The organism is Facklamia sp. P12937 (genome assembly GCF_050409505.1).
Lineage (GTDB): Bacteria > Bacillota > Bacilli > Lactobacillales > Aerococcaceae > Facklamia.
Genome location: NZ_JBNUPI010000012.1, coordinates 16,730 through 41,495 on the forward strand (window position 1 = coordinate 16,730; position 24,766 = coordinate 41,495).

General features: G+C 38.3%; 19 protein-coding genes. All 19 read left to right on the top strand.

Annotation, left to right across the window (positions count from 1 at the left end; genetic code table 11):
• Window positions 1-3 precede the first annotated feature (3 nt).
• Complete coding sequence (gene plsX / locus ACQV2R_RS05670; protein WP_428873768.1) at window positions 4-1,029, top strand: phosphate acyltransferase PlsX; 1,026 nt, start codon at window positions 4-6, stop codon at window positions 1,027-1,029.
• 58 nt (window positions 1,030-1,087) lie between these two features.
• Window positions 1,088-1,330 (top strand): acyl carrier protein, encoded by a 243-nt coding sequence (gene acpP, locus ACQV2R_RS05675; protein WP_428874816.1) that lies wholly within the window; start codon window positions 1,088-1,090, stop codon window positions 1,328-1,330.
• Between the two features lie 35 nt (window positions 1,331-1,365).
• Window positions 1,366-2,376 (top strand): ABC transporter ATP-binding protein, encoded by a 1,011-nt coding sequence (locus tag ACQV2R_RS05680; protein WP_428873748.1) that lies wholly within the window; start codon window positions 1,366-1,368, stop codon window positions 2,374-2,376.
• Window positions 2,376-3,338, top strand: coding sequence for an ATP-binding cassette domain-containing protein (locus ACQV2R_RS05685; protein ID WP_428891936.1), 963 nt, complete (start codon window positions 2,376-2,378; stop codon window positions 3,336-3,338). Before ACQV2R_RS05680 ends, ACQV2R_RS05685 begins: the two co-directional genes overlap by 1 nt.
• Window positions 3,339-4,301 carry an oligopeptide ABC transporter permease gene (opp4B, locus tag ACQV2R_RS05690; RefSeq protein WP_428873745.1) on the top strand — a complete coding sequence of 321 codons (963 nt, stop codon included), beginning with the start codon at window positions 3,339-3,341 and terminating at the stop codon, window positions 4,299-4,301.
• A gap of 11 nt (window positions 4,302-4,312) precedes the next feature.
• The gene (locus ACQV2R_RS05695) at window positions 4,313-5,236 is read left to right on the top strand and encodes an ABC transporter permease (RefSeq protein ID WP_428873744.1); all 924 of its coding nucleotides are present in this window, start codon (window positions 4,313-4,315) and stop codon (window positions 5,234-5,236) included.
• Window positions 5,237-5,618: 382 nt separating this feature from the next.
• A complete protein-coding gene (locus ACQV2R_RS05700; RefSeq protein WP_428874813.1) occupies window positions 5,619-7,403 on the top strand; it encodes an oligopeptide ABC transporter substrate-binding protein in 1,785 nt (594 codons plus the stop codon).
• 147 nt (window positions 7,404-7,550) lie between these two features.
• The gene (rnc, locus tag ACQV2R_RS05705; RefSeq protein ID WP_428876370.1) at window positions 7,551-8,246 is read left to right on the top strand and encodes a ribonuclease III; all 696 of its coding nucleotides are present in this window, start codon (window positions 7,551-7,553) and stop codon (window positions 8,244-8,246) included.
• A 4-nt stretch (window positions 8,247-8,250) separates the two neighbouring features.
• On the top strand, window positions 8,251-11,817 hold the full coding sequence (smc, locus tag ACQV2R_RS05710; RefSeq protein WP_428891937.1) for a chromosome segregation protein SMC: 3,567 nt from the start codon (window positions 8,251-8,253) through the stop codon (window positions 11,815-11,817).
• Between the two features lie 5 nt (window positions 11,818-11,822).
• The gene (locus ACQV2R_RS05715) at window positions 11,823-12,632 is read left to right on the top strand and encodes a Cof-type HAD-IIB family hydrolase (protein ID WP_428891938.1); all 810 of its coding nucleotides are present in this window, start codon (window positions 11,823-11,825) and stop codon (window positions 12,630-12,632) included.
• Window positions 12,633-12,647: 15 nt separating this feature from the next.
• Window positions 12,648-13,673 (top strand): signal recognition particle-docking protein FtsY, encoded by a 1,026-nt coding sequence (gene ftsY, locus ACQV2R_RS05720; protein WP_428881882.1) that lies wholly within the window; start codon window positions 12,648-12,650, stop codon window positions 13,671-13,673.
• 81 nt (window positions 13,674-13,754) lie between these two features.
• A complete protein-coding gene (locus ACQV2R_RS05725; protein ID WP_428874806.1) occupies window positions 13,755-14,756 on the top strand; it encodes a helix-turn-helix domain-containing protein in 1,002 nt (333 codons plus the stop codon).
• A 3-nt stretch (window positions 14,757-14,759) separates the two neighbouring features.
• Complete coding sequence (pgsA, locus tag ACQV2R_RS05730) at window positions 14,760-15,341, top strand: CDP-diacylglycerol--glycerol-3-phosphate 3-phosphatidyltransferase (protein WP_428873737.1); 582 nt, start codon at window positions 14,760-14,762, stop codon at window positions 15,339-15,341.
• A 95-nt stretch (window positions 15,342-15,436) separates the two neighbouring features.
• The gene (locus tag ACQV2R_RS05735; protein ID WP_428874805.1) at window positions 15,437-16,714 is read left to right on the top strand and encodes a competence/damage-inducible protein A; all 1,278 of its coding nucleotides are present in this window, start codon (window positions 15,437-15,439) and stop codon (window positions 16,712-16,714) included.
• 44 nt (window positions 16,715-16,758) lie between these two features.
• Entirely contained in the window at window positions 16,759-17,820 is a 1,062-nt protein-coding gene (gene recA, locus ACQV2R_RS05740; RefSeq protein WP_428874803.1) for a recombinase RecA, read from the top strand.
• 250 nt (window positions 17,821-18,070) lie between these two features.
• Window positions 18,071-19,633, top strand: coding sequence for a ribonuclease Y (rny, locus tag ACQV2R_RS05745; RefSeq protein WP_428874802.1), 1,563 nt, complete (start codon window positions 18,071-18,073; stop codon window positions 19,631-19,633).
• 238 nt (window positions 19,634-19,871) lie between these two features.
• Window positions 19,872-22,436, top strand: a complete 2,565-nt coding sequence (gene mutS / locus ACQV2R_RS05750) for a DNA mismatch repair protein MutS (protein WP_428876365.1) — start codon at window positions 19,872-19,874, stop codon at window positions 22,434-22,436.
• 15 nt (window positions 22,437-22,451) lie between these two features.
• Window positions 22,452-24,335 carry a DNA mismatch repair endonuclease MutL gene (gene mutL, locus ACQV2R_RS05755; protein ID WP_428891939.1) on the top strand — a complete coding sequence of 628 codons (1,884 nt, stop codon included), beginning with the start codon at window positions 22,452-22,454 and terminating at the stop codon, window positions 24,333-24,335.
• Window positions 24,328-24,765: a peptide-methionine (R)-S-oxide reductase MsrB gene (gene msrB, locus ACQV2R_RS05760; RefSeq protein ID WP_428876364.1), complete on the top strand. Its 438-nt coding sequence runs from the start codon at window positions 24,328-24,330 to the stop codon at window positions 24,763-24,765. Before mutL ends, msrB begins: the two co-directional genes overlap by 8 nt.
• Window position 24,766: the final 1 nt, after the last annotated feature.

The window sequence follows — 24,766 nt, forward strand, 5'->3', positions numbered from 1 at the left end:
ATGATTAAAATAGCGATTGATGCAATGGGTGGCGACAATGCACCACAAGCCGTATTTGACGGAGTTCTAAGAGCCTTAGATGCTTATAAGGACATCGAAATTCATCTTTATGGCGACGAGAAAGCCCTTAAAAATCTTCCAGATATGTTTGATGACCGTTTAATCCGAATACCGACTACTGAGGTTATCAAAGGAGAAGATGAACCGGTAAAAGCTGTTCGTCGCAAGAAAGATGCTTCAATGGTGGTTGCTGCCAAGGCGGTAAGAGAAGGTAAAGCAGATGTACTGCTTTCGGCTGGGAATACAGGCGCCTTATTAACAACCGGCTTATTGGTGGTTGGTAGAATTAAAGGTGTCGATCGACCGGGATTGATGCCGGTCATCCCAACCATTAATGAGAAATCTCCTCATTTAATTTTAATGGATGCCGGAGCCAATGCGGAATCAAAAGCAGAGCACCTCTTACAATATGCTCAACTAGCTAGCTATTATGCTGAGAGTGTTTTAAAAATAGAGCAAGCAAGAGTAGGGCTTGTTAATAATGGAACAGAGGCTGGTAAGGGAGATGAATTACGTAAACAAGCTTACCAACTCCTCAATCAAGCGAGTGGTTTAAATTTTGTAGGCAATATTGAAGCCAAAGATCTTTTAAATGGGCAGGTAGATATTGCGGTGACAGATGGCTTTACCGGTAATGCTATCCTAAAAACATTGGAAGGAAGCCTAAAATCCATCTTCAAATTACTCAAACGAACTCTAAGTGAGAGTAGTATCACCAATAAAATTGGTGGCCTTCTCATTAAACCCTCATTAAAAAAGATGGCTGAAAATTTTGATGATAGCAAGCAAGGAGGAGCAGTCCTTTTAGGGGTTAAAAAGCCAGTAATTAAAGCGCATGGATCAGCAGATGACATCGCCATTTATCATGCTATTCGACAAGCTCGTGAAATCGTTTTATCAGGTTTTTCCGAAGAAATAAGCACTTTTTTTGAAAATAGTGACAAAAATGATAGACAGATTAGAAAATAATCGTTATTATAATATAACCGGCATTGTGGTATAACTTTTTAATTAAGGAGTGGAAAATTTGAAGACAGAAACATTTGAAAAAGTTAAAACTTTATTAGTAGAGCATTTTGATCTTACTGAAGATCAAGTAACTGAAAATCTAACCTTTGAAGACCTAGGCGCCGATTCTTTAGATATGGTGGAATTCGTGATGGGGATTGAGGAAGAATTTGATATAGAATTCGAAGATGAAAAAATTGAAAAGCTCTCAGATATTAAGGACGCCGTTTCTTATATCGACCAATTACGATCAGAAAAATAAATGGATGTCATAGTCATTGATAAAGGAGGCCTCAAATGGAATCAAAAGAGATATTATTAGAAGTTAAAGATTTGCACACTGGTTTTCGCATTAAAGACCAGTATTTCGATGCTGTCGATGGGGTTTCTTTTACCCTAGCGCGTAATGAAAAGTTAGCCATTGTTGGGGAGTCAGGCTGTGGAAAATCAACCCTGGCCACTTCAATCATAGGCTTACACAATCGCATGAATACAAAAATTACCGGGGAAATTAATTACAAGGGTGATAATCTCGTTAATTATGATGAATCAGATTATGACAAAATTCGCGGGAATGATATTGGCATGATCTTCCAAGACCCTTTAGCGTCATTAAACCCTTTAATGACAGTAGGTGAGCAGATTGAAGAAGCTTTGTATTATCATACTAAGTTAGATGGACAACAACGAACTCAGCGCGTACTTGAATTACTCGACCAAGTAGGTATTGAAAACCCTCAAAGAATGGCCAAGCAATATCCACATGAATTATCAGGTGGAATGCGTCAGAGAGTAATTATTGCCATTGCATTATCTTGTAAACCACCAATAATTATTGCAGATGAGCCGACAACTGCTTTAGATGTAACTATTCAAGCACAAATTTTGGATCTTTTGAATGAAATTCAAGAGGAAACCGAATCAGGAATTATTTTGATTACTCACGATTTAGGAGTAGTTGCAGAGACGGCTGATCGAGTAGCAGTTATGTATGCAGGACAATTTGTTGAAGTTGCAAGTGTCGAAGAACTCTTCAATGATCCGAGACATCCTTATACCCGCTCACTCTTAAAGTCCATTCCGCAATCCAATGATTTAGTTGATGAAAAGGGCGATCTACATGTAATACATGGGGTTGTACCTCCATTAAACCGTTTAGAACGCAAAGGTTGTCGTTTTGCTCCTCGCATTCCTTGGATTCCTGAAGAACATCATGAAGAGCATCCAGTTCTCCATGAAGTAAAACCAGAACATTGGGTACGTTGTACTTGTCATGAACACTTTTATTTCACTGAGGAGGTGGACTAATGTCAGAATTTCTTACAATTGAAAACTTAAAGGTTCACTATCCAATTCGATTCGGTTTCTTTAACCGTATCACTGACCATGTCTACGCAGTGGATGGTGTGGACTTAAGTTTTGAGGCAGGAAAAACTTATGGCCTGGTGGGTGAATCAGGCTCAGGTAAATCAACTATTGGGAAAGCTATTATCGGTTTAGAAAAATTGACCGAGGGTAAAATTATCTATGAAGGGGAAGACGTTTCGAATGCTGCATCCAGTCGCAGGTCAAATTATCGGCGCAATGTTCAGATGATCTTCCAAGATTCATATTCTTCTTTTAATCCGAAGAAGAGGATTTTAGATATTATGGCGGAGCCCTTGCGTAATTTCACCCATTTAACGATTGAAGAAGAAAAGAGAAAAGCAAGTGAACTCTTAGAAATAGTCGGTTTGACTTCAGAAGCTTTAGTCAAGTATCCGCATGAATTTTCAGGAGGACAAAGACAAAGAATCGGGGTAGCTAGAGCTGTTGCGCTGAACCCTAAATTAGTCATTGCTGACGAACCAGTTTCAGCTTTAGACTTATCGGTTCAAGCTCAAGTCTTAAACTTTATGAAACGTATTCAAGAAGAATTTAATGTTTCTTACTTGTTTATTTCGCATGATTTAGGCGTGGTGAAACACATGTCTGACGAATTGGCCATTATGTATCGTGGAAGATTTACTGAATATGGCTCTAATTATGAAATTTATAAAAATCCTCAACACATATATACTAAAAGGCTTTTATCAGCTATACCGCATGTTGATCCAAACAATCGAAGAGAGCACCATATAGAGCGTCTCCGAGTGGAGAAAGAATATCATGAAAATGCCAGTCAATATTTTGAGGAAAGTGGACGGGTCTATGATCTGAAGAAGATTAATGATCACCACCAAGTGGCTTTAAAAGAAGTCGGCTTTGCTCAAAGAGAGGAAGTGAAATAAATGTGGAAGACGATTTTAAGAAGGGTCATTTTAATGATTCCTCAAATTTTTCTTTTAAGTATCATTGTCTTTGTTTTGGCTGCTTTGATGCCAGGGGATGCGTTGACGGGTTTACAAGATCCAAATGTGGACCCTGCTCAAATAGCAGCCATGCGGGAGCAACTAGGACTAGATAAACCGTGGCCAGAGCGTTATGTTGATTGGATTACTGGTATCTTTCAAGGTGATTGGGGACGGTCTTGGCATCACCGTCAACCGACTCTAAAGATTATTGGTCAAAGAGTTTGGCCCACCTTACAATTATCTTTATTAACAGTGATCATTTCGTACGGAATCGCTTTACCATTAGGTCTGTTTTCTGGTCGTTATCAAAATTCCGTTTTTGATAAAACCGTTAACTTATACACCTTTGTAACTTATGCTATTCCATCTTTCGTATTGGGTTTATTTATGATTTGGTTATTTGGTTATATTCTTGGCTGGTTCCCTACAACTGGAACAGTAGACCCGGGTCTTGAGCCTGGAACGCTTGATTTTGCTTTGTCAAGATTTAAACACATTATTTTACCAGCTATTACAATGGCACTTTTATCAACAACCTCTACTATTCAATACTTAAGAACAGGAGTCATTGATGCTAAAACGGAAGATTATGTTCGCACAGCTAAGGCTAAAGGCGTTCCAGAAAATGTTGTTTATCGCAAGCACATCTTCCGGAATTCAATCCTACCAATTGCTGCCTTTTTAGGCTTTACCATCACTGGTTTGTTAGGCGGATCTGTCTTCACTGAGACAGTCTTTAATTATCCAGGAATGGGAAAATTATTTGTCGAATCAATCGCTTTACGTGATTTTTCTGTAATGATAGCTATTACATTGATCTACGGATTTACAACCCTTTTAGGTTCGTTATTATCAGACATCATTATGGTTTTTGTTGACCCTAGAATTCGAATTAAATAGGAGGTGGAATAATGGCTGAAAATAATACACAGGTAACAGTAAATGAAGAACTATTGCAAGACCAAGTTTCCACTCCACCGATGGGTTGGGAAGTTATTCGTCGAGAGTTTGCACGTGATAAAATTGCTGTTTTATCATTAATTCTTTTATTAATTATTGTCGTAGCGGCGGTCTTATCAGCATTCTTTATTGATTCCGATGCTGCAGGCATAGTTAATATTTTTGACCGCTTTACACCGCCAGGAGAAAAAGGCTATCTTTTAGGTACCGATGAGGGTGGAAAAGGCATTTTTGAACAGCTTTTACTAGGAACAAAAAATTCCTTAATTATCGCTTGGGCTGTCACTATATTAACAGCAGGTTTTGGGACGATTATTGGTTTGATTGCCGGTTATTATGGGGGTCGAGTGGATGATTTCATTATGCGTGTGGTAGACTTTTTAATCGTTTTACCGAGAATCATGATTATTATTGCGGTCGTAACAATCGTTAAACGCTTCGACCCTTGGACTTTGATTTGGATTATATCTTTATTTGGTTGGATGGGGCAGACCCGTTTGATTCGAACGGCTTCTTTATCAGAAGCATCCAAGGATTATATCAAGGCATCAAAAACCATGGGGACTAGAGATTGGAAAATTATGCTCGGCTCCTTATTACCGAATCTTTCTTCGCTAATGATCACCAACTTAACCCTATCCTTTGCCGGTAATATCGGTTTAGAAACAGGACTTTCTTTCTTGGGCTTTGGTTTGCCTGTTGGAACACCTTCTTTAGGAACGCTAATTGGTTACGCTAGAACACCAGATATTATTGAAAATAAATGGTGGGTTTGGTTGCCAGCTGCCTTGTTAGTATTGATCATGATGTTATCAATTAACTATATCGGACAAGCTTTCCAACGTGTAGCAGATTCAAAACAAAGAAGAGGATAAAAATTTTAAGAGCTTTACCCTTTATTTACTTTAGCGTTAAGCGATGAGTAAGAAGTGGGGCTCTTTTTTTATGAGAAAATTTTAATCTTACAGAAAAGTTTTCGTTTTGAAATTTTATTATATCTTGTAAGTGCTAAATAAAAATCAAAAGATTTTTCTGCTAGAAATTACTAGTTGAGTCATAAGCTTTAAAATAATGAAAAGACATTTTCATGAAAAACCTTTAAGACAAGTGAGCTTTGGAAACTTTTCATAAATAAACCCCTAATAAAGCTTGTTTTTATTAGAAAAAGATAAAAATATTAAAAAAAAATTAGAAAAGACTTGATTTAATCATATAATTTCTATATGATAGGATTATCACATTTAGAGGAGGCTTAGTATGAGAAAATCATTAGAAAAACATCTTATACAGTTTATGACAACAATGACAATCGGTTCCTTGGTATTGAGTTCCCTACCTATGGTCCAAGCTGAGGAAGCAGATGGAGAAGGAGCCCCCGCACCGGACATTTCGACTTCTGTAGAGCATGAAGGTGAAGTCATGGAGGGTGGAACACTTAAGGTAGCCTTTGTTTCCGATACCGCATTTGCAGGTGTCTTCAATAATATGTTTTACACAGGAAACCCAGATGCAACCGTAATTGCTTACTTTAACCCTGGCCTATACGGCTACGACAATAACTTCAAGATCGATGATTCCGGTTTTGCCAAAGTGGAAATGGATGTTGAAAATAAACAAGTAACTATCACAATCCCAGAAGGAGTTAAGTGGGATGATGGCGAACCGATTACGATAGATGACGTTATTTTTCCTTACTATGTAGTAGGACACCCTGATTATACCGGCATTCGTTATGGTAGCGATTTTGAGAATGTGGTAGGAATGGACGAGTATCATAACGGCGAAGCCGAGGAAATTTCTGGGTTGGAACGTGTCGATGATTATACCCTAACCGTTACTTATAAGGCTTTTCCGAACTCAATGGTTCAAGCTGGTGGAGGAATTTCTTCTTATATCGAACCTGAGCATGTCTTTGAAGGTATCGAAGTAGCTGATATGGAAGACTCTGCACCTGTACGTGAGAAACCAGTAGGCTTTGGACCTTTTAAGGTGGAATCAATGACACCAGGTGAAGCAGTCACTTATACTGTAAATGAAAATTATTATAAGGGGCGTCCTAAATTAGATGGAATGACGATGAATGTCATCAACCCTAATTCAATTGTTGCTGAATTAAAGGCTGGTAATTTTGATATTGCAACCTTACCAACTGATAAGTATGATACTTATAAAGATGCAACGAACTTTACTACCATTGGTTATGAGCAGAATGCTTATACATACATTGGCTTCAAGATGGGTAAATGGAATGAAGAAGAAGGTAAAAACGAATTTGATCCTGAATTAGTTACATCCAATAAAGCTCTTCGTCAAGCGATGGCTTATGCCATGGATAATGATTCAGTCGGCCGTGAATTCTATCAAGGATTGCGTCGTGCTGCAGACTCAATGATTACACCGAACTTTGTAGAATACTTAAATCCTGACGTTAAGGCCTATGAATACAATCCAGAAAAAGCTAAGGAAATTCTAGCAGAAGCTGGCTTTAAGGATGTGGATGGTGATGGTCTAGTGGAAGATCCTAATGGCGAGAAATTCACCTTGAACTTCGCTTCAATGTCAGGTGGTGAAACAGCTGCTCCATTGGCTCAGTACTATGTACAAGCATGGAACGCAGTCGGTATTCCTGTAGAGCTATTAGATGGACAATTACTAGAGTTTAATTCTTTCTATGAACGTATTAAGAAGGATGATCCAGAAATACATATTTTCCAAGCTGCTTTTGGTACTGGTGGCGATCCAAATCCAAATGGATTATTTGGTGAACGAGCACAATTCAACTACAGTCGCTATGTGAATGAAGAACATAACCAATTATTAGCGGATATTGAATCAGACGAATCGTTTGATGATGACTACCGTCAAAAAGCCTTCTACGCTTGGCAAGAATTTATGCATGAAGAGCTTCCTGTTATTCCAACGCTTTGGAGATATGAATTAACAGCCGTTAATAAGCGTGTGACGAATTGGGATGTTGAAATTGGAGCAAATCTTGATTGGACACAAGTAGGCTTAACTGCTGAAAGTCCAATTGCTGAATAATTTAAAATTTTAAAAGATGAAGATCAAGCATAGCTTTGCTTGATCTTTTTATTTATATACGGTATTTCATTTTTGTATTGCTGAATGACTTTGTGTAATCAAGGGATTTTTGGTAAAATCAGTGTATATTTGATAGGAGTCGAAGCCATGCATCAGTTAATAGAACACATCGAAAAAGAATTAAAAATTAAAGTTACTAACCAGAAGATTATTCAGCAAGCTTTCTACCATCGGTCATATATTAATGAGCAAGGTGAGAACTTAATTCAGTCCAATGAACGATTAGAATTTTTAGGCGATGCTGTGCTTGAGATTCTGGTTAGTCAATTTTTATATGGACAATACCCCCATAAGCCTGAAGGAGATCTTTCACGCATGCGAGCTCAGCTCGTCAGGGAACCAAGCCTGGCTTATTTAGCTAGACAAGTAGACTTTCCTCAATTTATCCAATTAGGTAAGGGGGAAAGATTGTCGGGAGGTAAAGAAAGAGATTCCATTTTAGCAGATACATTTGAAGCCTTTTTGGGGGCAGTTTATTTGGATACTGGTATGGATATGGTTGAAAACTTTCTGAGTAGAGTCCTCTTTGATCACCATCAAGAAATTTTGACACTAACCGTGCAAGATTATAAGACCAAGTTCCAAGAAATGGTTCAAGTCAAGGGAACAGTTAAGATTGAATACCGTCTCCTAGCAACCCAAGGACCTTCTCATGCACAAACCTTTACCATTGGGCTGTATTTAGAAAACGACTTAATAGCTAAGGCCAGTGGCAAAAGTAAAAAAGAAGCAGAAATGAAGGCCGCTAAAAAAGCCATTCACCATCTTCAAAAAGGAGTGTAGCTGTTTGTATTTAGAAAGAATCGAAATGACTGGTTTCAAATCTTTTGCTGATAAAACAGTCATTAATTTTGATCAGGGCATGACAGCAATAGTCGGTCCCAACGGTTCAGGTAAATCGAATTTATCTGAAGCCATTCGTTGGGTCTTAGGAGAACAATCGGCTAAATCCTTGCGTGGTAACAAGATGGAAGATGTTATCTTTAATGGTTCACTCGATCGAAAGCCAGTCAATATTGCTAAAGTATCCTTGGTTTTAAATAATGAGGATCGTTATATTGATATGGACCCCAAAACGATTACGATAACGCGTCAATATAACCGTAATGGTGAGAGTTATTTTTTTATCAATCAAAAAAATGTTCGCTTAAAAGATATCACTGATATGCTGTTGGATACAGGCTTAGGTAAAAATTCTTTCGCCATGATTTCCCAAGGTAAAGTCGAGTCCATCTTTTTAAGTAAACCAGAAGAAAGACGAGGAATTTTTGAAGAAGCAGCTGGTGTACAAAAATATCAATATCGCAAACAAGAAGCTCAAAGAAAATTGCTGCGGTCACAAGACCATTTGAACCGTGTCAGGGATATTTTACATGAATTAAAAAATCAACTGCAGCCACTTAAAGAACAAAGAGAAAAGGCTTTGACCTACCAAGAGAAAGCGGCCCAATTGAAAGAAGAAGAAATATCCTTATATACCTTTCAAATACAAGACTTTAAAGCTAAATGGCAACAAGCCAAGGACCACTACCAACAAATAAAAGCTGAATTAGACCGAGTTAAGAATGATCAAAAAACTTTTTCGCAATCAATCGATGATAAACAGAACCAATTAGACTTGATAAATCAAAGCATTGATCAAGAAGAGATGGAAAGTCGAAAACTTATCCAATTGATTGAGAGATTAAAGGGCCAAATTGAAGTGTTTCAGCAAAAAATGCTTTATGCCAATCAATCCAGTCAAGAAAGAAAACTAAATCAAGATCGCTACCAAAATCAATGGGTTGACCACCAAAAACAACAAGAGGCCCTTAATCAAAATTTAAACTCATTAGAAGAAGGTATTCGAAAAGCAAAAGAAGAAGTAAAAGCATATAATCAACAACTTAATGACTTTCAAGCGCTAAAGAATGAAGAGTTAGATCAGTTGAGGGGAGAATTGATTGACTATTATCGTCAAGAGTCGGCTATAAAGAATCGCTTGCAACAATTTGATAAATTTAGCCAACAATTCGATCAACGCAAGGAAAGCTATCAAGACCAAATCAAGGAAAATCAAATTCAAATCCAAGCTCTTGAAGACCAAGAAGTTAGCTATCACGATCAAATAAAACAAGTGAAAGCAGACTTAGAAAGCCTTCAAACTGAAGGGGAAAAGGCCCACCAAGCATTGGATCAAGCCCAAGCCAATCGTGATCAATTAAGGAAAGTAATCTACCAAGCAGACCACCAAATCCAAATGCTCCACTCCAAGTATCAAAGCTTGCTACAAATGCAAGTGGAATATGCCGGCTATTACCAAGGAGTCCGAGTCGTGATGAACCACCGTGATCAACTACAAGGAATCATTGGAACGGTAGCCGAATTAATCGAAGTTGAAAAAAACGATCAAGTTGCTATCGACATTGCTTTAGGAGCTGGTTTGCAAAATATTGTTGTAGAAAATGACCAAGCTGCTAAGCAAGCTATATCACTTTTAAAAAACAAAAGAGCCGGACGAGCCACCTTTTTACCAAGAAGTAATATGAAAGCTCGGACCCTAAAGGCCCATCACCAAGAGCTACTCCAACAAAACCAAGGAGTGGTGGGGATTGCTAGTGAACGAGTTTCTTATAAAGCAGAAAATCAGCGAGTGATTCAGCAGTTATTAGGGTCTACAGTGATTGTTGATACACTTGAAAATGCCCAGTCACTTGCTAAGGCTAGCCATCAACAGTTAAAAATCGTAACACTTGAAGGCGACTTGATCCTTCCTGGAGGCTCTGTTACAGGGGGAAAAAATAAGCATAAGTCACAATCTGTAATGGGACGCTCTCAAGAGATTGCAAGCCTTGAAAAAGAGTTGAAAGAACTAAAAAAGAGTCAAAAAGAACAAGTGGCAACTTTTGAAAGGTGTGATCAGAAGGTTTCGCAATTTCAAACGGCTTATCAAAAAGCTTTATCAGATTACCAACAACTTAGTCAAGACCACCAAAAATTGCTGAATTTAATTGAAAATATACAGTCACAGCGAGATCAAAAAAATAAACATCTATTGATTTTAACCGATGAATTCAAGCAAATGACTCAAGATTTTGAGGCTTCTCACCAAGATTTTCAAGCAGCTGAGCAAGACTTACAAGCTCTAAAGGCTAAAATTGAAGAAGTCCATCAAACCATTCAATCCATGCAATTGTCTCAATCGGAAAAACAAATGAAGATTGGACAACTTCAAGCCGACTTGAATGAAAGCAAAACCAATTTAGCGCTTTTGGAAATGGAAACCAAACAAAAAAGAGAAAGCCTGCAAAATGCAATTAAGCAAGCACAAAATTTAGAAGAATTAATTGCTTCCAGTCAACAGTTAGAAGAAAGTGACTGGAATGAAGTTCAAAACTTAGAAAATTCAATCAGTCAATTTAAAGTGGATTTAAGCCAAGCAGAAGGCGATTTAGACCAAGTCAACGCTGATTTAAGCGTTCTACGCCAAGACCGCCAGAGTTTAAATGAAAGTTTAAGGAGTCATCAGCAGGCCTTAAAAAATAGCGAAGATCAACTTCAATATCAATACCAAGCAGAGGCCAAATGCCAAGCTAAGATTGAAAGATATGAAGATCAGATGGATCAAGATTTACTCTATCTTAATGAAACCTACGCCTTGTCGTTCGAAGCAGCTACTCAATTAGCCCAGCCTGTAGAATCTGTTGCTCAGGTAAAAGAAGTGGTTAAAAAGTTGCGTAAGGAAATTGATCAATTAGGACCTATCAACTTAGCAGCAATTCAAGACTATCAAGAAGTGGATGAACGTTATCAATTGTTATTTGAGCAAGAAAATGACCTGTTAACAGCTATGGAGCAGCTAAATAATACCATTGATGAAATGGATTCAGAAGTGGGTAGTCGCTTTAAAGAAGCCTTTCAAGCTATTAACCATCAATTTCAAAAGACCTTCACTCGTTTATTTGCTGGCGGTAAGGCTAAGTTAGAATTAACCGACCCGACCGATTTATTAACTACCGGTGTCGATATTATTGCTCAACCACCCGGTAAGCGTAAGCAAAACTTAGCCCTCTTATCAGGAGGCGAAAGAGCTTTAACGGCCATTGCTTTATTATTTGCTATTTTGGAAACAAAGACCGTTCCATTTGTGGTTCTAGACGAAGTGGAGGCAGCTTTAGATGATGCCAATGTTTACCGTTATGGGGAATACATTCAAAACTTTACCCAAGAAACGCAATTTATTGTCATTACCCACCGCAAAGGGACCATGGAATATGCCGATATTCTATATGGAGTGACTATGGAACAAACCGGTATTTCTAAACTAGCAGCGGTGAAAATGAATGATTTTGTAGCATTAGACCATCAGGAGTAGATAAAATGATTCAATTACTAGCCATCGATTTAGATGGAACCTTATTAAATAGTTCCAAAGAAGTTACAGCTAAAAACCTTGAAGCACTTGATTACGCTCAAGAGCGAGGCGTTAAAGTCGTAATATGTACAGGTAGACCTTATTCAACCATGCATCATTTAATCGATCAAATCGGCTTAAAAAGTGAGGATGATTATTTAATTCTATATAACGGTGCCTTTGTTCAAAGAATTAGTGATGGGCAAGTCTTAATACAAGAAGAGTTAAGTAGCCAAGATCTTCACTCATGGTATCGAGAGTTAACAACTTTAAATTTACCTTTAAACGTTCTAGACCAGGATTTAGTTTATGAACCCTTAACTTACCCAAAAGGTTATGAAAGTTTTTATGTGGGCAATGTTTCTACAGCCCCCCATACCAAAATTGATTTTAATGATTTTGATGAAGCCCATCGTTTTATGAAATTTGTGGTCACGATTGATGAAGCCCATTTATCGCGACAAATTCCACTGTTAAATAAAGAACTTGTCAGTCAATATACCCTATCAAGATCCCATCCTTTCCAATTAGAAATTATGAAAGCGGGAGTCAATAAAGGAAATGCTTTAAAAAAGTTGTCTGATCAGTTAAATATTCAACCTTCTGCTATAATGGCAATAGGAGATCAGATGAATGATGAGCGCATGATTGAATTTGCTGGTCTTGGAGTGGTGATGGGAAACGGCGCAGAGACTTTAAAGCAGAGGGCTGATTACATTACTTTATCCAATGATCAAGAAGGTGTCGCTCATGCAATTTATCAATTTATTCAATAGAATGGAGGAAGTCATATGGGATTATTTGATCGCATCAAACGTGCTTTCACAGGTGAAGATAAGGTTGTAAAAGAAGAAGTTTTAGACCAAGAAGAACAGATTGTCTTTGAGAAGTATGATAAGGGGATGGAAAAAACACGTAAATCCTTTTCTGACCGCATCACGGATTTATTTACTTCTTGGCGCGAATTAGATGATGAATTCTACGATGATCTAGAAGAAATCTTAATTTCAGCCGATGTTGGCTTCAAAATGACTCTAGCTTTAACGGATGCTATTCGTGATGCAGTAGAAGCTGAAAATGTTCATAAAGCTCAAGATGTTAAGCGTGTTATGCTAGAACAAATGGTGGCAATTTATGAAAAAGACCAACCAGTCAATCCTGATTTAATTGAAAATCCAAACGGGCCAACCGTAGTCTTATTTGTGGGGGTCAACGGGGTAGGCAAGACGACTTCTGTCGGTAAAATTGCTTATAATTTAAAACAATCCGGACATAAGGTTTTAATGGCTGCTGCCGATACTTTTAGAGCAGGTGCAGTTGAGCAACTAAATGTTTGGGGAGAGCGCTTAGGAATACCAGTAGTGACCGGAGCGGACCAAGGAGACCCTGCTTCTGTAGTTTTCGACGCTGTAAAAAAAGCCAATGCGGAAGAGTACGATTACCTTTTAGTTGATACAGCAGGACGTTTACAAACTAAAGCAAATCTCATGGCTGAATTAGCTAAAATGAAACGGATTATCGAAAGAGAAAATCCGAATGGCGTACAAGAAGTTCTCTTGGTTTTAGATGCAACAACCGGACAAAACGCCTTAATTCAAGCGAAACAATTTAATGAAGCAACCGAGATCAGTGGACTAGTCTTAACAAAATTAGATGGGACAGCTAAGGGGGGCGTCATTCTTTCTATTCGCCATGAATTAGATATTCCAGTTAAATATATTGGTTTGGGTGAACAAGCGAGTGACCTACAAGCTTTTGACGCTGAGAAATATATGTATACGCTTATTCGTGACTTACTTGAGAAAGAAGCCAACTAAACTTAATTAGGGACTTTTATCTGACCCAAGGCTTTTAACTGTGCTATAATGTGAATGATAGAGATAGAAGGGGTCATAATTATGAGTGAATTAGGAACAAGATTACGTGAAGCACGCGTAAATAAAGGGTATACACTTAATACCCTGCAACAAATGACTAAAATTCAAAAAAAATATTTACAAGCGATCGAAGAAGGCCAACTGGAAGAACTACCGGGAAACTTCTATGCCCGAGCCTTTGTGAAACAGTATGCCGATATGGTAGGTTTAGATGGAGATACTCTTTTAAAGGAATATGCTAATGAGTTGGAAGTGCAAAACAATGAAAGCAGTCCGATAAGAGAAGAAGAGGCTGAAATGCCAAGTCGGTTACGTAGCCGTCATTTAAATGATGAATCGAATCGGATGGAGAAAATCCTCTCTTATATTCCCATGGCTATTCTATCAGCAATTATTATCTGTATTATCGGTATCTTAATTTATACCATTCGTCAGATTTCAACGGAAGATAATCAAGTCGCTCAAACCAATAATAATGCTGATGTCTTAGAAATTGTTAAGCCGTCGGCTAATCCAGTCGATGGATCGACAAAAGAGCCAGAGGTGACTGAAAAAGCTAATAACAAAAAAGACTTAGCGGAAAACCAGCTTTTAGTTGGAAAAGAAGTAATTACTGAAATCTCTCAAGCTGGCGAGATTAAAACCTACCAATTAGAAGGTCCAATTGAAAATTATCAATTTGGTGCCAAAGGAAATGCCTTTGTTTGGGTCGGTATTTATGAAGAAGGAAGTATGGTAGTTGACCAAACGATTTCTAAAGATGAAGTTTTAGAACATCAAGCCAATGATACAACCAAGACTGTGCGGATGGAATTAGGTTATCCAGAAGGGGCTCAATTTATAGTCAACGGTAAAACAGTTGAGCCTGATCCGAGTGTTCCTGGCGTTATTATCTTTAAAGTTAAAGATGAAACTGCCTCTTCAACTGAAGAGCTAGCCATTGATGAGCTGGGAGAAAAGAATGAAGAAACTTCTTATGAGGGTCCAGCGGTATTAGACCCCAATTATTCATCAGGAGAGTAAATTATGAATATTGCTAATCGTTTAACTGTTTTTAGAATATTCTTAATCCCTATCTTTGTTTGTCTTTTAACTTTACCTTTGGATTGGGGCAATCTAACACTGTTAGGAACGACTCTTGCTACCCCTTACTTTATTGGGGGGCTCGTATTTGCCATAGCATCCTTTACGGACTATTTGGATGGTTACTTAGCGCGAAAATTACATTTAGTCACTTCCTTTGGTGTCTTTGCGGATCCAATGGCAGACAAGCTGTTAGTCATTGCAGCACTTATCCTGTTGGTTGAACACCAATTCATCCCAGCTTGGATCGTTATTATTATTATTAGTCGTGAGTTATTAGTGACCGGTTTAAGAGTTCTACTCGCTCAATCTAATGGTAAAGTAATGGCAGCGGCCTGGCCTGGAAAAGTTAAAACCTTCAGTCAAATGTTTGCCATTTTGTTCTTTCTTTGGAATAATGCTGGCTTTACATGGTTGCCTTTCTCATTGGCACATTTTTTAATGGGAGTTGCTTTATTCTTTACTGTATATTCAGGTGTAGAATATTTTTATAAAGCGAGACATCTTTTTACCGATATTAAGTAGATTATTTTCATTAAAAGTCATCGTTTTGATGGCTTTTTTTTAAAGAAAACACCTTTTTTAATTTTAATAGGTATATATAAAATGGAGGGCCTGCAATGAAGTTAGAAATTATCACAGTGGGGACCGAATTGGTTCAAGGACAGACCATTAATACCAACGCAGCACTACTAGCTCAAGCATTTGCTTCAATAGGTATTTTGTCTTTCAACCAACAAGTGGTAGACGACAATCCAACGCGACTTGAAGAAGCAATTAGAATCGCTGCGACTAGAGCAGAACTAATTGTTTTAGCTGGTGGGATAGGGCCGACCCATGATGATTTAACCAAAGAAAGTTTAGCCCACTTTCTTGGTCAAGAATTAATTGTTGATTTTCAACAATGGCAATACATTCAAGATTATTTTAAAAAACAAAATCGTCAACTTTCACCCTTAGAGTATAAACAAGCTTTAACCTTTAAAGAGGGGTATTGTTTTCATACAGAAGATGGCTTAGCCTGTGGCAGCTTATATTTTGCTGCTGATGCTAATCAATATTACCTATGTTTACCAGGCCCACCTAGTGAGTTAAAGGCCATGCTTGAAAAAGAAGTTTTACCTTATTTTAAAGAAAAAATTGACCAGACCATAGCAATTAAATCCATCTATTTAAATTTTTATGGGATTGGCGAGTCGCAAGTGGCCCATATATTAGATCCAATTATTAAAAAAACAAAAGAGCTGGAAATCGCGATTTATGCTAAGCCTAGACATATTCGCCTAGTCTTGAATCAAAAGCAAGAAAAAACAGCTGACAATAACCAATTATTAGATAAAACAGCCCAGCAAATAATCGCTAAATTAAAAGACTATTACATAGGTGAAGGAAGAGAACATACTATAGAAGCTTATTTGATTGATCGATTGAAGCAGCTGAATCTCACTCTTTCTGGTGCTGAGAGTTTAACAGGAGGTAAAATGCTCAGTCGCCTCACTCAGATTCCAGGTGCTTCAACAGTCATAAAGGGTGGCTTTGTGGTCTATCAAGCGCAAACCAAGGTAGATTTGTTATCGGTTGATCCTATGATAATTGAAGAATATTCAGTCTATAGTGAGCAATGCGCTTGTGCTATGGCCGAACAATGCTTAAAATTAAGTGGCAGTGACCTCGCTCTGGCTTTAAGCGGAGTAGCAGGTCCGGGCTCTGATCAAGGACATCCAGCTGGAGAAGTCTATCTGGCTTGTGCAAGTAAAAATCGTCCGACCGAATGGCAGAAACTCATGCTTCCCAATCGAGGGCGTGACTATGTACGGGACTTGGCCACTAATTATGGTTATGAATTAATTAAGAGAGTAGTCGAACAAAAGTTCGCAAAAAACTTGAGTTTGGACTAAGAAATTGTTAAGATAAGATTACCTTGATGAACGGAGGAAATAATATGGTAGATGCCAACAGACAAAAAGCCTTAGATCAAGCGCTAAAGAATATAGAAAAAAGTTATGGAAAAGGTGCAATCATGCGTTTGGGTGATCGAACAAGCGTTGAAATTGATACAGTTCCTTCAGGCTCCCTCGCCCTAGATGTGGCCCTTGGAATTGGTGGTTATCCACGAGGACGGGTCATTGAATGTTATGGACCGGAATCTTCTGGTAAGACTACTGTTGCCCTACATGCCATTGCATCTGTCCAAAAGAAGGGGGGCTTGGCTGCCTTTATCGATGCTGAGCATGCTTTAGATCCTGTTTACGCTGAGAAATTAGGAGTTGATATTAACGAATTATTACTCTCTCAACCAGATACAGGAGAACAAGCTTTAGAAATAGCAGATGCCTTGGTCTCATCAGGAGCAGTCGATATTGTAGTGGTTGACTCTGTAGCAGCCTTAGTACCACGAGCTGAGATTGAAGGAGAGATGGGAGATTCGCACATTGGTTTGCAAGCGCGTTTGATGTCGCAAGCCATGCGTAAATTGTCCGGCTCAATTAACAAAACCAATACGATTGCTTTCTTTATTAACCAGATTCGTGAAAAGGTGGGTGTAATGTTTGGTAACCCAGAAGTAACCCCTGGTGGTCGTGCCTTGAAGTTTTATTCTTCTATTCGTCTTGAAGTCAGAAGAACTGAAAGCCTTAAGCAAGGCGGTGATGTGTATGGTAACCGGACACGGATTAAAGTCGTTAAAAATAAACTGGCACCACCGTTTAAAGAAGCCATGGTCGACATTGTTTATGGTTACGGTATTTCGCAAATTGGAGAGCTTGTAGACATGGCATCTGATTTGGATATTATTAACAAGGCAGGTTCTTGGTATTCATATAAAGAAGAAAGAATTGGTCAAGGACGCGAAAGTGCTAAACAATTCTTAGAAGATAACCCACACATCTTTGAAGAGATTGATCAACAAGTTAGACAGCATTATCAAATTGGTGGACATTCGGCAGTAACTTCTGAAGAAGCCGATGAAGAAGCACTAGAAAAAATTAAAGAAATTAAAAAATAATTTTTTGAGATATTTTTTTAAAACTAGCAAAACGCAAATTATAAAGCTTAAAAAGGCCCCTCAATCCAATGAGGGTCTTCTTTTTTATAAAAAAGCGTCAGAAAATATGAGGCTAAATAGTCATAATGATCCTTTGAATTATTTGACTATGGCTGCGATTAAAAGTATTATAAAAGTTGTGGAAAGCCACGATTAATTTTTACACCATATTAATTAATGAAAAAACTAAATAGATACGGAGGTGACTCTTATGGAAAATTTGATTCCACTCGCCTTCGCTATCGTTGCTTTAATTGCTGGTTTTGTTATTGGTTATATCGTTAAACAAAAATCAGATGAAAAAAATATTGCGGGTGCAAAAGCAAATGCCGAAGCAATTATTGATGATGCGATAAATCAAGCCCAAACTTTAAAACGCGAAGCGCTTTTTGAAGCGAAGGAAGAAAATATCAAATACCGTAATGAGATTGAAAACGAGCTGAAAGATCGTCGCCAAGAAGCGACAAAATTTGAAAATCGTTTAATTCAAAAAGAAGAAAACCTGGATAAGAAAAGTAATACTTTAGATAATCGTGAATCTCTATTAGAAAATAAAGAAGCAGATTATTTAAAACGTAAAGATGAATTGGTTGAAAAGGAAAGTGAAATTGAACAACTTATCTTAAAAGGCCAAGAAGAATTAGAAAGAATTGCTATGATGTCAAGAGATGATGCAAAAGAAATCATTCTTAAAGAGACAGAAGAGACACTTTCTAACGAAATGGCTGTCATGATACGTGATGCTGATCAAAAAGCTAAAGAAGAAGCGGACCGTAATGCGAAAGAAATCATTCTTCAAGCTATTCAACGTTCGGCAACAGACCTAGTCACAGATAATTCTGTATCGGTTGTGCACTTGCCAAATGATGATATGAAGGGTCGGATTATTGGTCGAGAAGGACGGAATATTCGTACCTTAGAAAGTCTAACAGGTATCGATTTAATTGTAGATGACACACCTGAAACAGTCGTTTTAAGTGGCTTTGATCCAATTCGTCGAGAAATTGCTAAGCTCGCTCTTGAACATTTAATTCAAGATGGCCGAATTCATCCTGCTAGGATTGAAGAAATGGTTGAGCGGGCACGTAAGGAAATGGATGAGCGCATCCGCGAAGTCGGTGAAGAAGCTGTCTTTGATGTTGGTATTCACGCTATTCATCCTGATCTAATTAAAATTATCGGTCGTTTAGCTTACCGGACTTCCTATGGTCAAAATGTCTTAAAACACTCTGTTGAAGTTGCAAAGTTAGCAGGGGTAATGGCCGGTGAATTGAATGAAGATGTAGTCTTAGCCAAAAGAGCGGGCTTACTTCATGATATTGGTAAAGCATTAGACCAAGAAATTGAAGGTTCTCACGTTGAAATTGGTGCAGAAATTGCTAATCGTTATAAAGAAAATGAGGTAGTTATTAATGCAATTGCTTCTCACCATGGCGATACTAAAGCAACTTCTGTTATTTCAGAACTAGTCGCAGCGGCTGATGCCTTATCTGCTGCAAGACCAGGTGCACGAAGTGAATCCTTAGAAAACTACATTCGTCGCTTGAAACAATTGGAAGAAATCGCCAATGAAAATGAAGGCGTTACTCAATCCTATGCTATCCAAGCAGGTCGAGAAGTACGTGTGATTGTCGCTCCAGACAAGATCAATGATGCTAAAGCGGCTGCTTTAGCAAGAAGTGTGAAACAACGCATTGAAAATGAAATGAAATATCCAGGAAATATTAAAGTAACGGTGATACGCGAAATACGAGCCGTAGAGTATGCGAAATAAAGACAAGGCACAACCCCTTTTGGAGTTGTGCTTTTTATATCATGATAATGATGAGAGCTTTTGCTAAAATAGAACTAGTCAAAACCTTTACTTCTAAGAGAACCTTTGCTTAAATCTCAAATTGTTATTAATTAATTATTAACAAGCAAGTAGAAAGAAAGCTTATTTGGCTTATGTCATTATTATGATATCAATTCAAAACCAATCAACGATTAAATGAACTAGAGGATGAGTAGCCATGTCAAGTAAAGAAACCCCTATGATGCAACAATATCTATCCATTAAAGCCAAGCATCAAGATTCCATCTTGTTTTTTCGTTTAGGCGATTTTTATGAAATGTTTTATGAAGATGCTATTACTGCTGCAAGAGTATTAGAAATCACGCTGACTTCCCGTAATAAAAAAGCCCAAGATCCAGTGCCCATGTGTGGGGTTCCTTATCATTCAGCCACCGAATATATCCGTCGTTTAATCCAAGAAGGCTATAAAGTGGCTATTTGTGAACAATTAGAAGATCCACGACTCACCAAAGGGATGGTCAAAAGAGATGTTGTTCAAATTATTACACCAGGAACCATTTTGGTCGACCAAGCACTCAAACACAAAGAAAATAATTACCTAGCCGCTTTTTTAAAAGCAAAAAACACTTACCATTTGGTTTATGTTGATATTTCAACGGGTCAAAGTCGGATGACTCAAACAGAAGATTGGAATCAATTTGTCAGTGAAATTCAAACGGTTAAACCCAGTGAGTGGATTATCGATGAGGAAGGAAGATCAGGTTTTAGCCAAGAAGAACTGAGCCTACTGCAAGAAAGGATTACGGCTTTTAAATCAACCTTTACACCTGCCGCTTTAACAGAAAATTTCTTTAAGCTAAAAGAGGCAAGCCCTGTTCAAACGGAACTTTTAAAATACTTATCAGCTTATCTCCAATCGATACAACCCCATGCTTTTGATTATTTAAAAGAGGTAGAAGAATACACCCTATCTGCCTATTTACAGATGAATCAATACACTAAGGTGCAATTAGAATTAACCGAATCTTTAAGAACTCAAAAGCGAAAAGGGTCTTTATTGTGGCTGATAGACCGCACGCAAACGGCCATGGGAGGAAGACTATTACATCAGTGGTTAGATAAACCCTTATTACAAAAACAAGCTTTAATTAGCCGCCATCAAAAGGTAGCCGGTTTAATTAATCATTACTTTCTTCGCCTTGAATTAATCAATATTTTAAAAAATATCTATGACCTTGAACGCTTGGTAACAAAACTATCTTTACAGACTGCCAATGCTAGAGAAGTTGACCAATTGCGCCAGTCTTTAAAACAAATACCTCTTCTTAATCAGTATCTCCAACAATTGAACGAAAGCATGGATTCAGTGGATCAATTTCAAGCCTTGCCTGAATTTAATGAGCTTTTGGCTATTATTAATGAAGCCTTGGTCGATAATCCACCGATTTCATTAACAGAAGGTAGAATCATTAAAGACCGCTATCATAAGCAGTTGGATGGTTATCGTGATGCTTTAGATAATGGTGAAAGTTGGCTAATTGATTATCAAGAGCGTGAACGTCAAAGAACCGGCCTAAAAACCCTAAAAGTAGGCTATAATAAAGTCTTTGGCTATTACCTAGAGATGAGCCGTCTGCAAGCACAAGACTTTGACGATCCGACTTATGTCCGCAAGCAAACGTTAGCTAACAATGAACGCTATATTACAGACGAACTTAAACAAATAGAAAGTACCATTCTGGGGGCCCAGGAAAAGGCTGAAAAGTTGGAGTACCATCTCTTTATTGAATTACGCAATCGTTTAAATACCTATTCTAGCCAACTGCAAGAATTGGCACAAGCGGTAGCCACTCTAGATGTTTTATGTTCTTTTGCTGAATTAAGTGAGGAAGAAAACTTCACCCAAGCTCATCTGTCTGATCAAAGAAAAGATTTTGAAATAAAAGAAAGTCGTCATCCCGTTTTGGAGAAGTTAATCGGACGCGCTAAGTTTATCGCCAATGACTTTGACTTAGACCAAGATCAATTTGTTCTACTATTAACCGGACCTAATATGTCGGGCAAGTCGACTTATATGCGTCAAATCGCCTACAGTGTGATTCTTAATCAAATCGGTTGTTTTGTCCCTGCTAAAGAGGCGAGACTGCCCTTAGTCGATCAAATCTTTACTCGGATTGGATCTTCTGATGATTTAACCAGTGGGCAATCTACCTTTATGGTAGAAATGATAGAGACCAATTATGCCTTACAAAACGCCACAGACCGCAGTCTTATCCTCTTTGATGAGATTGGTAGAGGAACCGCCACCTTCGACGGTATTGCCCTAGCGGAAGCGATTCTTTACCATATTGCTCAAAAAGTGGGGGCTGCTACCATCTTCTCTACCCATTATCATGAATTAACGGACCTTGACCAAACACTTTCTCAAATAAAAAACATTCATGTTGGAGCAGTGGAAGAAGCCGGTCATTTAGTCTTTCTCTATAAGATCTTAGCTGGACCAGCGGATAAGTCCTACGGCATTCATGTAGGACGCTTAGCAGGCCTGCCGGAATCAGTCTTGCGACAAAGTCAAGTGGTGTTGGATGAGTTAGAAGCTAATGCCAAGCATTTACGCAACCATCAAGTTGATCCAATAGATCTCTTGCCAATCCCTGAAGAAGAGCAAACTAAAGAAAGCTCTTCGAAGATTGAAACGGCTCTTGAAGCAGTAGATGTTAATCAAATGACCCCCCTAGATGCTTTAAATTTCTTAGCCCAATTAAAACAAGAATTGAAATAAAGAAAGGAGGCCACAATGGGAATTATTAAACAAATGGATATTGCTCTAGCCAATCAGATTGCAGCCGGAGAAGTGGTTGAAAGACCGGCTTCAGTCGTTAAAGAATTGTGTGAAAACGCCATTGATGCCAAAGCAGATCAGATTCAAGTGGAAGTAAAAGAAGCGGGTATTCAACAAATTATAGTGATTGATAATGGTCAAGGAATGGTGGAAGAAGATCTTCACCAATCCGTTTTAGCTCATGCGACCAGTAAAATATATTCCCTACCAGACCTTTTTCAGATTACTTCTTTAGGATTTAGAGGAGAGGCCCTAGCTTCTATAGCTTCAGTAGCCAAAATCAGAATTGAGTCGACTTGGAATGAAGCAAACCAAGCCAGTCAAAGTGGTCATTTTATTGAAGTTGAAAATTCAAAAATAATCAATCAAGGTTCTTGCCCGCCCCGTAATGGGACTACCGTGCAAGTGGATTCAATTTTTTATAATACACCAGCCCGACTCAAGCATTTAGCCAGTCTGCAAACTGAAATGCGTCATATTCTTAAGGTAATCCAGAATTTAGCTATAGCCTATCCAAATATTTCTTTTACTTTAATTTCAGATGGAGATCGTTTGCTACAAACGGTCGGTAAGGGGGATTTGAAGCAAACCATTGCTCAACTGTACTCACCCCAGCAAGCAAGAGAAATGCTAGCCTTCAAGCAATCGGACATAGAGTTTGACCTAGAAGGATTGATCTCACCACCCACCTTGACTCGAACTAGTCGCAATTATATTCACTGGATGGTCAATGGTCGAACAGTCAAGAGTCCTTTTCTTAATAATGTGTTGATCAAGGCTTATGGCAAGCAGTTAATGATCGGTCGTTTTCCTTTGAGTTTTATTCAAATAACAACGGATCCTCGCTTGGTAGATGTCAATGTGCATCCTACCAAACAGACTATTCGCTTAAGTAAGGAAGCGGAACTGGCTAAACTATTAACTCAAGCCGTTCAAGCAAGCTTATTACAAAACCGCGCCATTCCTGAAGCAGGAGACAGCCTATTTAGACCTACTCGTTTCTACCAACAAAATAAGGGGCAATTAGACTGGATCAGCCAAACATCCCATCTAGCAGAAGATAAGCAAGCTATAGAGCTGTCTCGTCCTGATTCTAACCAGATAAAAATGGATGAGTACACAAAAGTCAGTGACTTCCCAACTGAAAAGCCTCAAGGGATGATGGAAGCATTAAGCTCTCAAGCAGTAGAAAAAGAGGCATTGGATCAACAAGAAAAACCAAAGATGATTGATTTTAGTCAGCTACGCTATGTAGGTCAGATTCATGGCACCTATTTAATTGCTGAAGGTCCTTCTTCTTTCTACTTAATTGATCAACACGCTGCCCAAGAGAGAGTCCGTTATGAAAAATTAATGGCTGACCAAGTGGATGTTGACCAGCAGCAGGATTTTTTGATGCCCAAGTTATTTAGTTTTGATTTAAAAACGGCGCAAACGGCAGAAGAATACAGCGACCGTTTGGCCGAAATAGGGATTCACTTACAAGCTTTTGGTCCTAAATCCTATCAAATGCAAAGTCATCCCACCTGGTTAGAAGCCGATGAATTGGACCAGATAGTACCAGACTTATTAGACCGTTTGAGCCGGCAAGAAGATCTTTCAGTTAATCAATTGAAAGAAGCGAGCATTATCATGCAGTCTTGTCGTGGTGCTATTAAGGCCAACCATCGCCTAGCAGACAGTGAGGCCATTCATCTACTTGCTGAAATGAACGATTTGCAAGATCCATTGCATTGTCCCCATGGTCGTCCAGTATTTATCGAATTCGATCCGACCACTATTGAAAAACTGTTTAAACGTATTCAAGATCATCATTTAGGAGGAAGAGAAAATGACTAAAAAAGATTATCAAGATAAAATTAAAAAATTAGACCCCATTCAATACCATGTGACACAAGAAGCAGGTACTGAAAGACCTTTTAGCGGTAAATATGACCAGTTTGACCAAAAAGGCATTTACGTTGATATTGTGTCAGGAGAACCCTTATTTTCGAGTAAGGATAAGTTTGATGCTGGCTGTGGCTGGCCATCCTTTACTCAACCAGTTAAGGGAACTGAATTGCAAGAATTAGAAGACCATAAATTATCCAGACCTCGAACGGAAGTTCGCTCCAAGCAAGCGGATTCTCATTTGGGCCATGTCTTTAATGATGGGCCAAAGGATAAAGGAGGCTTGAGATACTGTATTAACTCAGCCGCTTTACGCTTTATTCCTTATGAGGAGATGGACCAAGCAGGTTATAGCGATTATAAGAAATGGGTGGAATAGT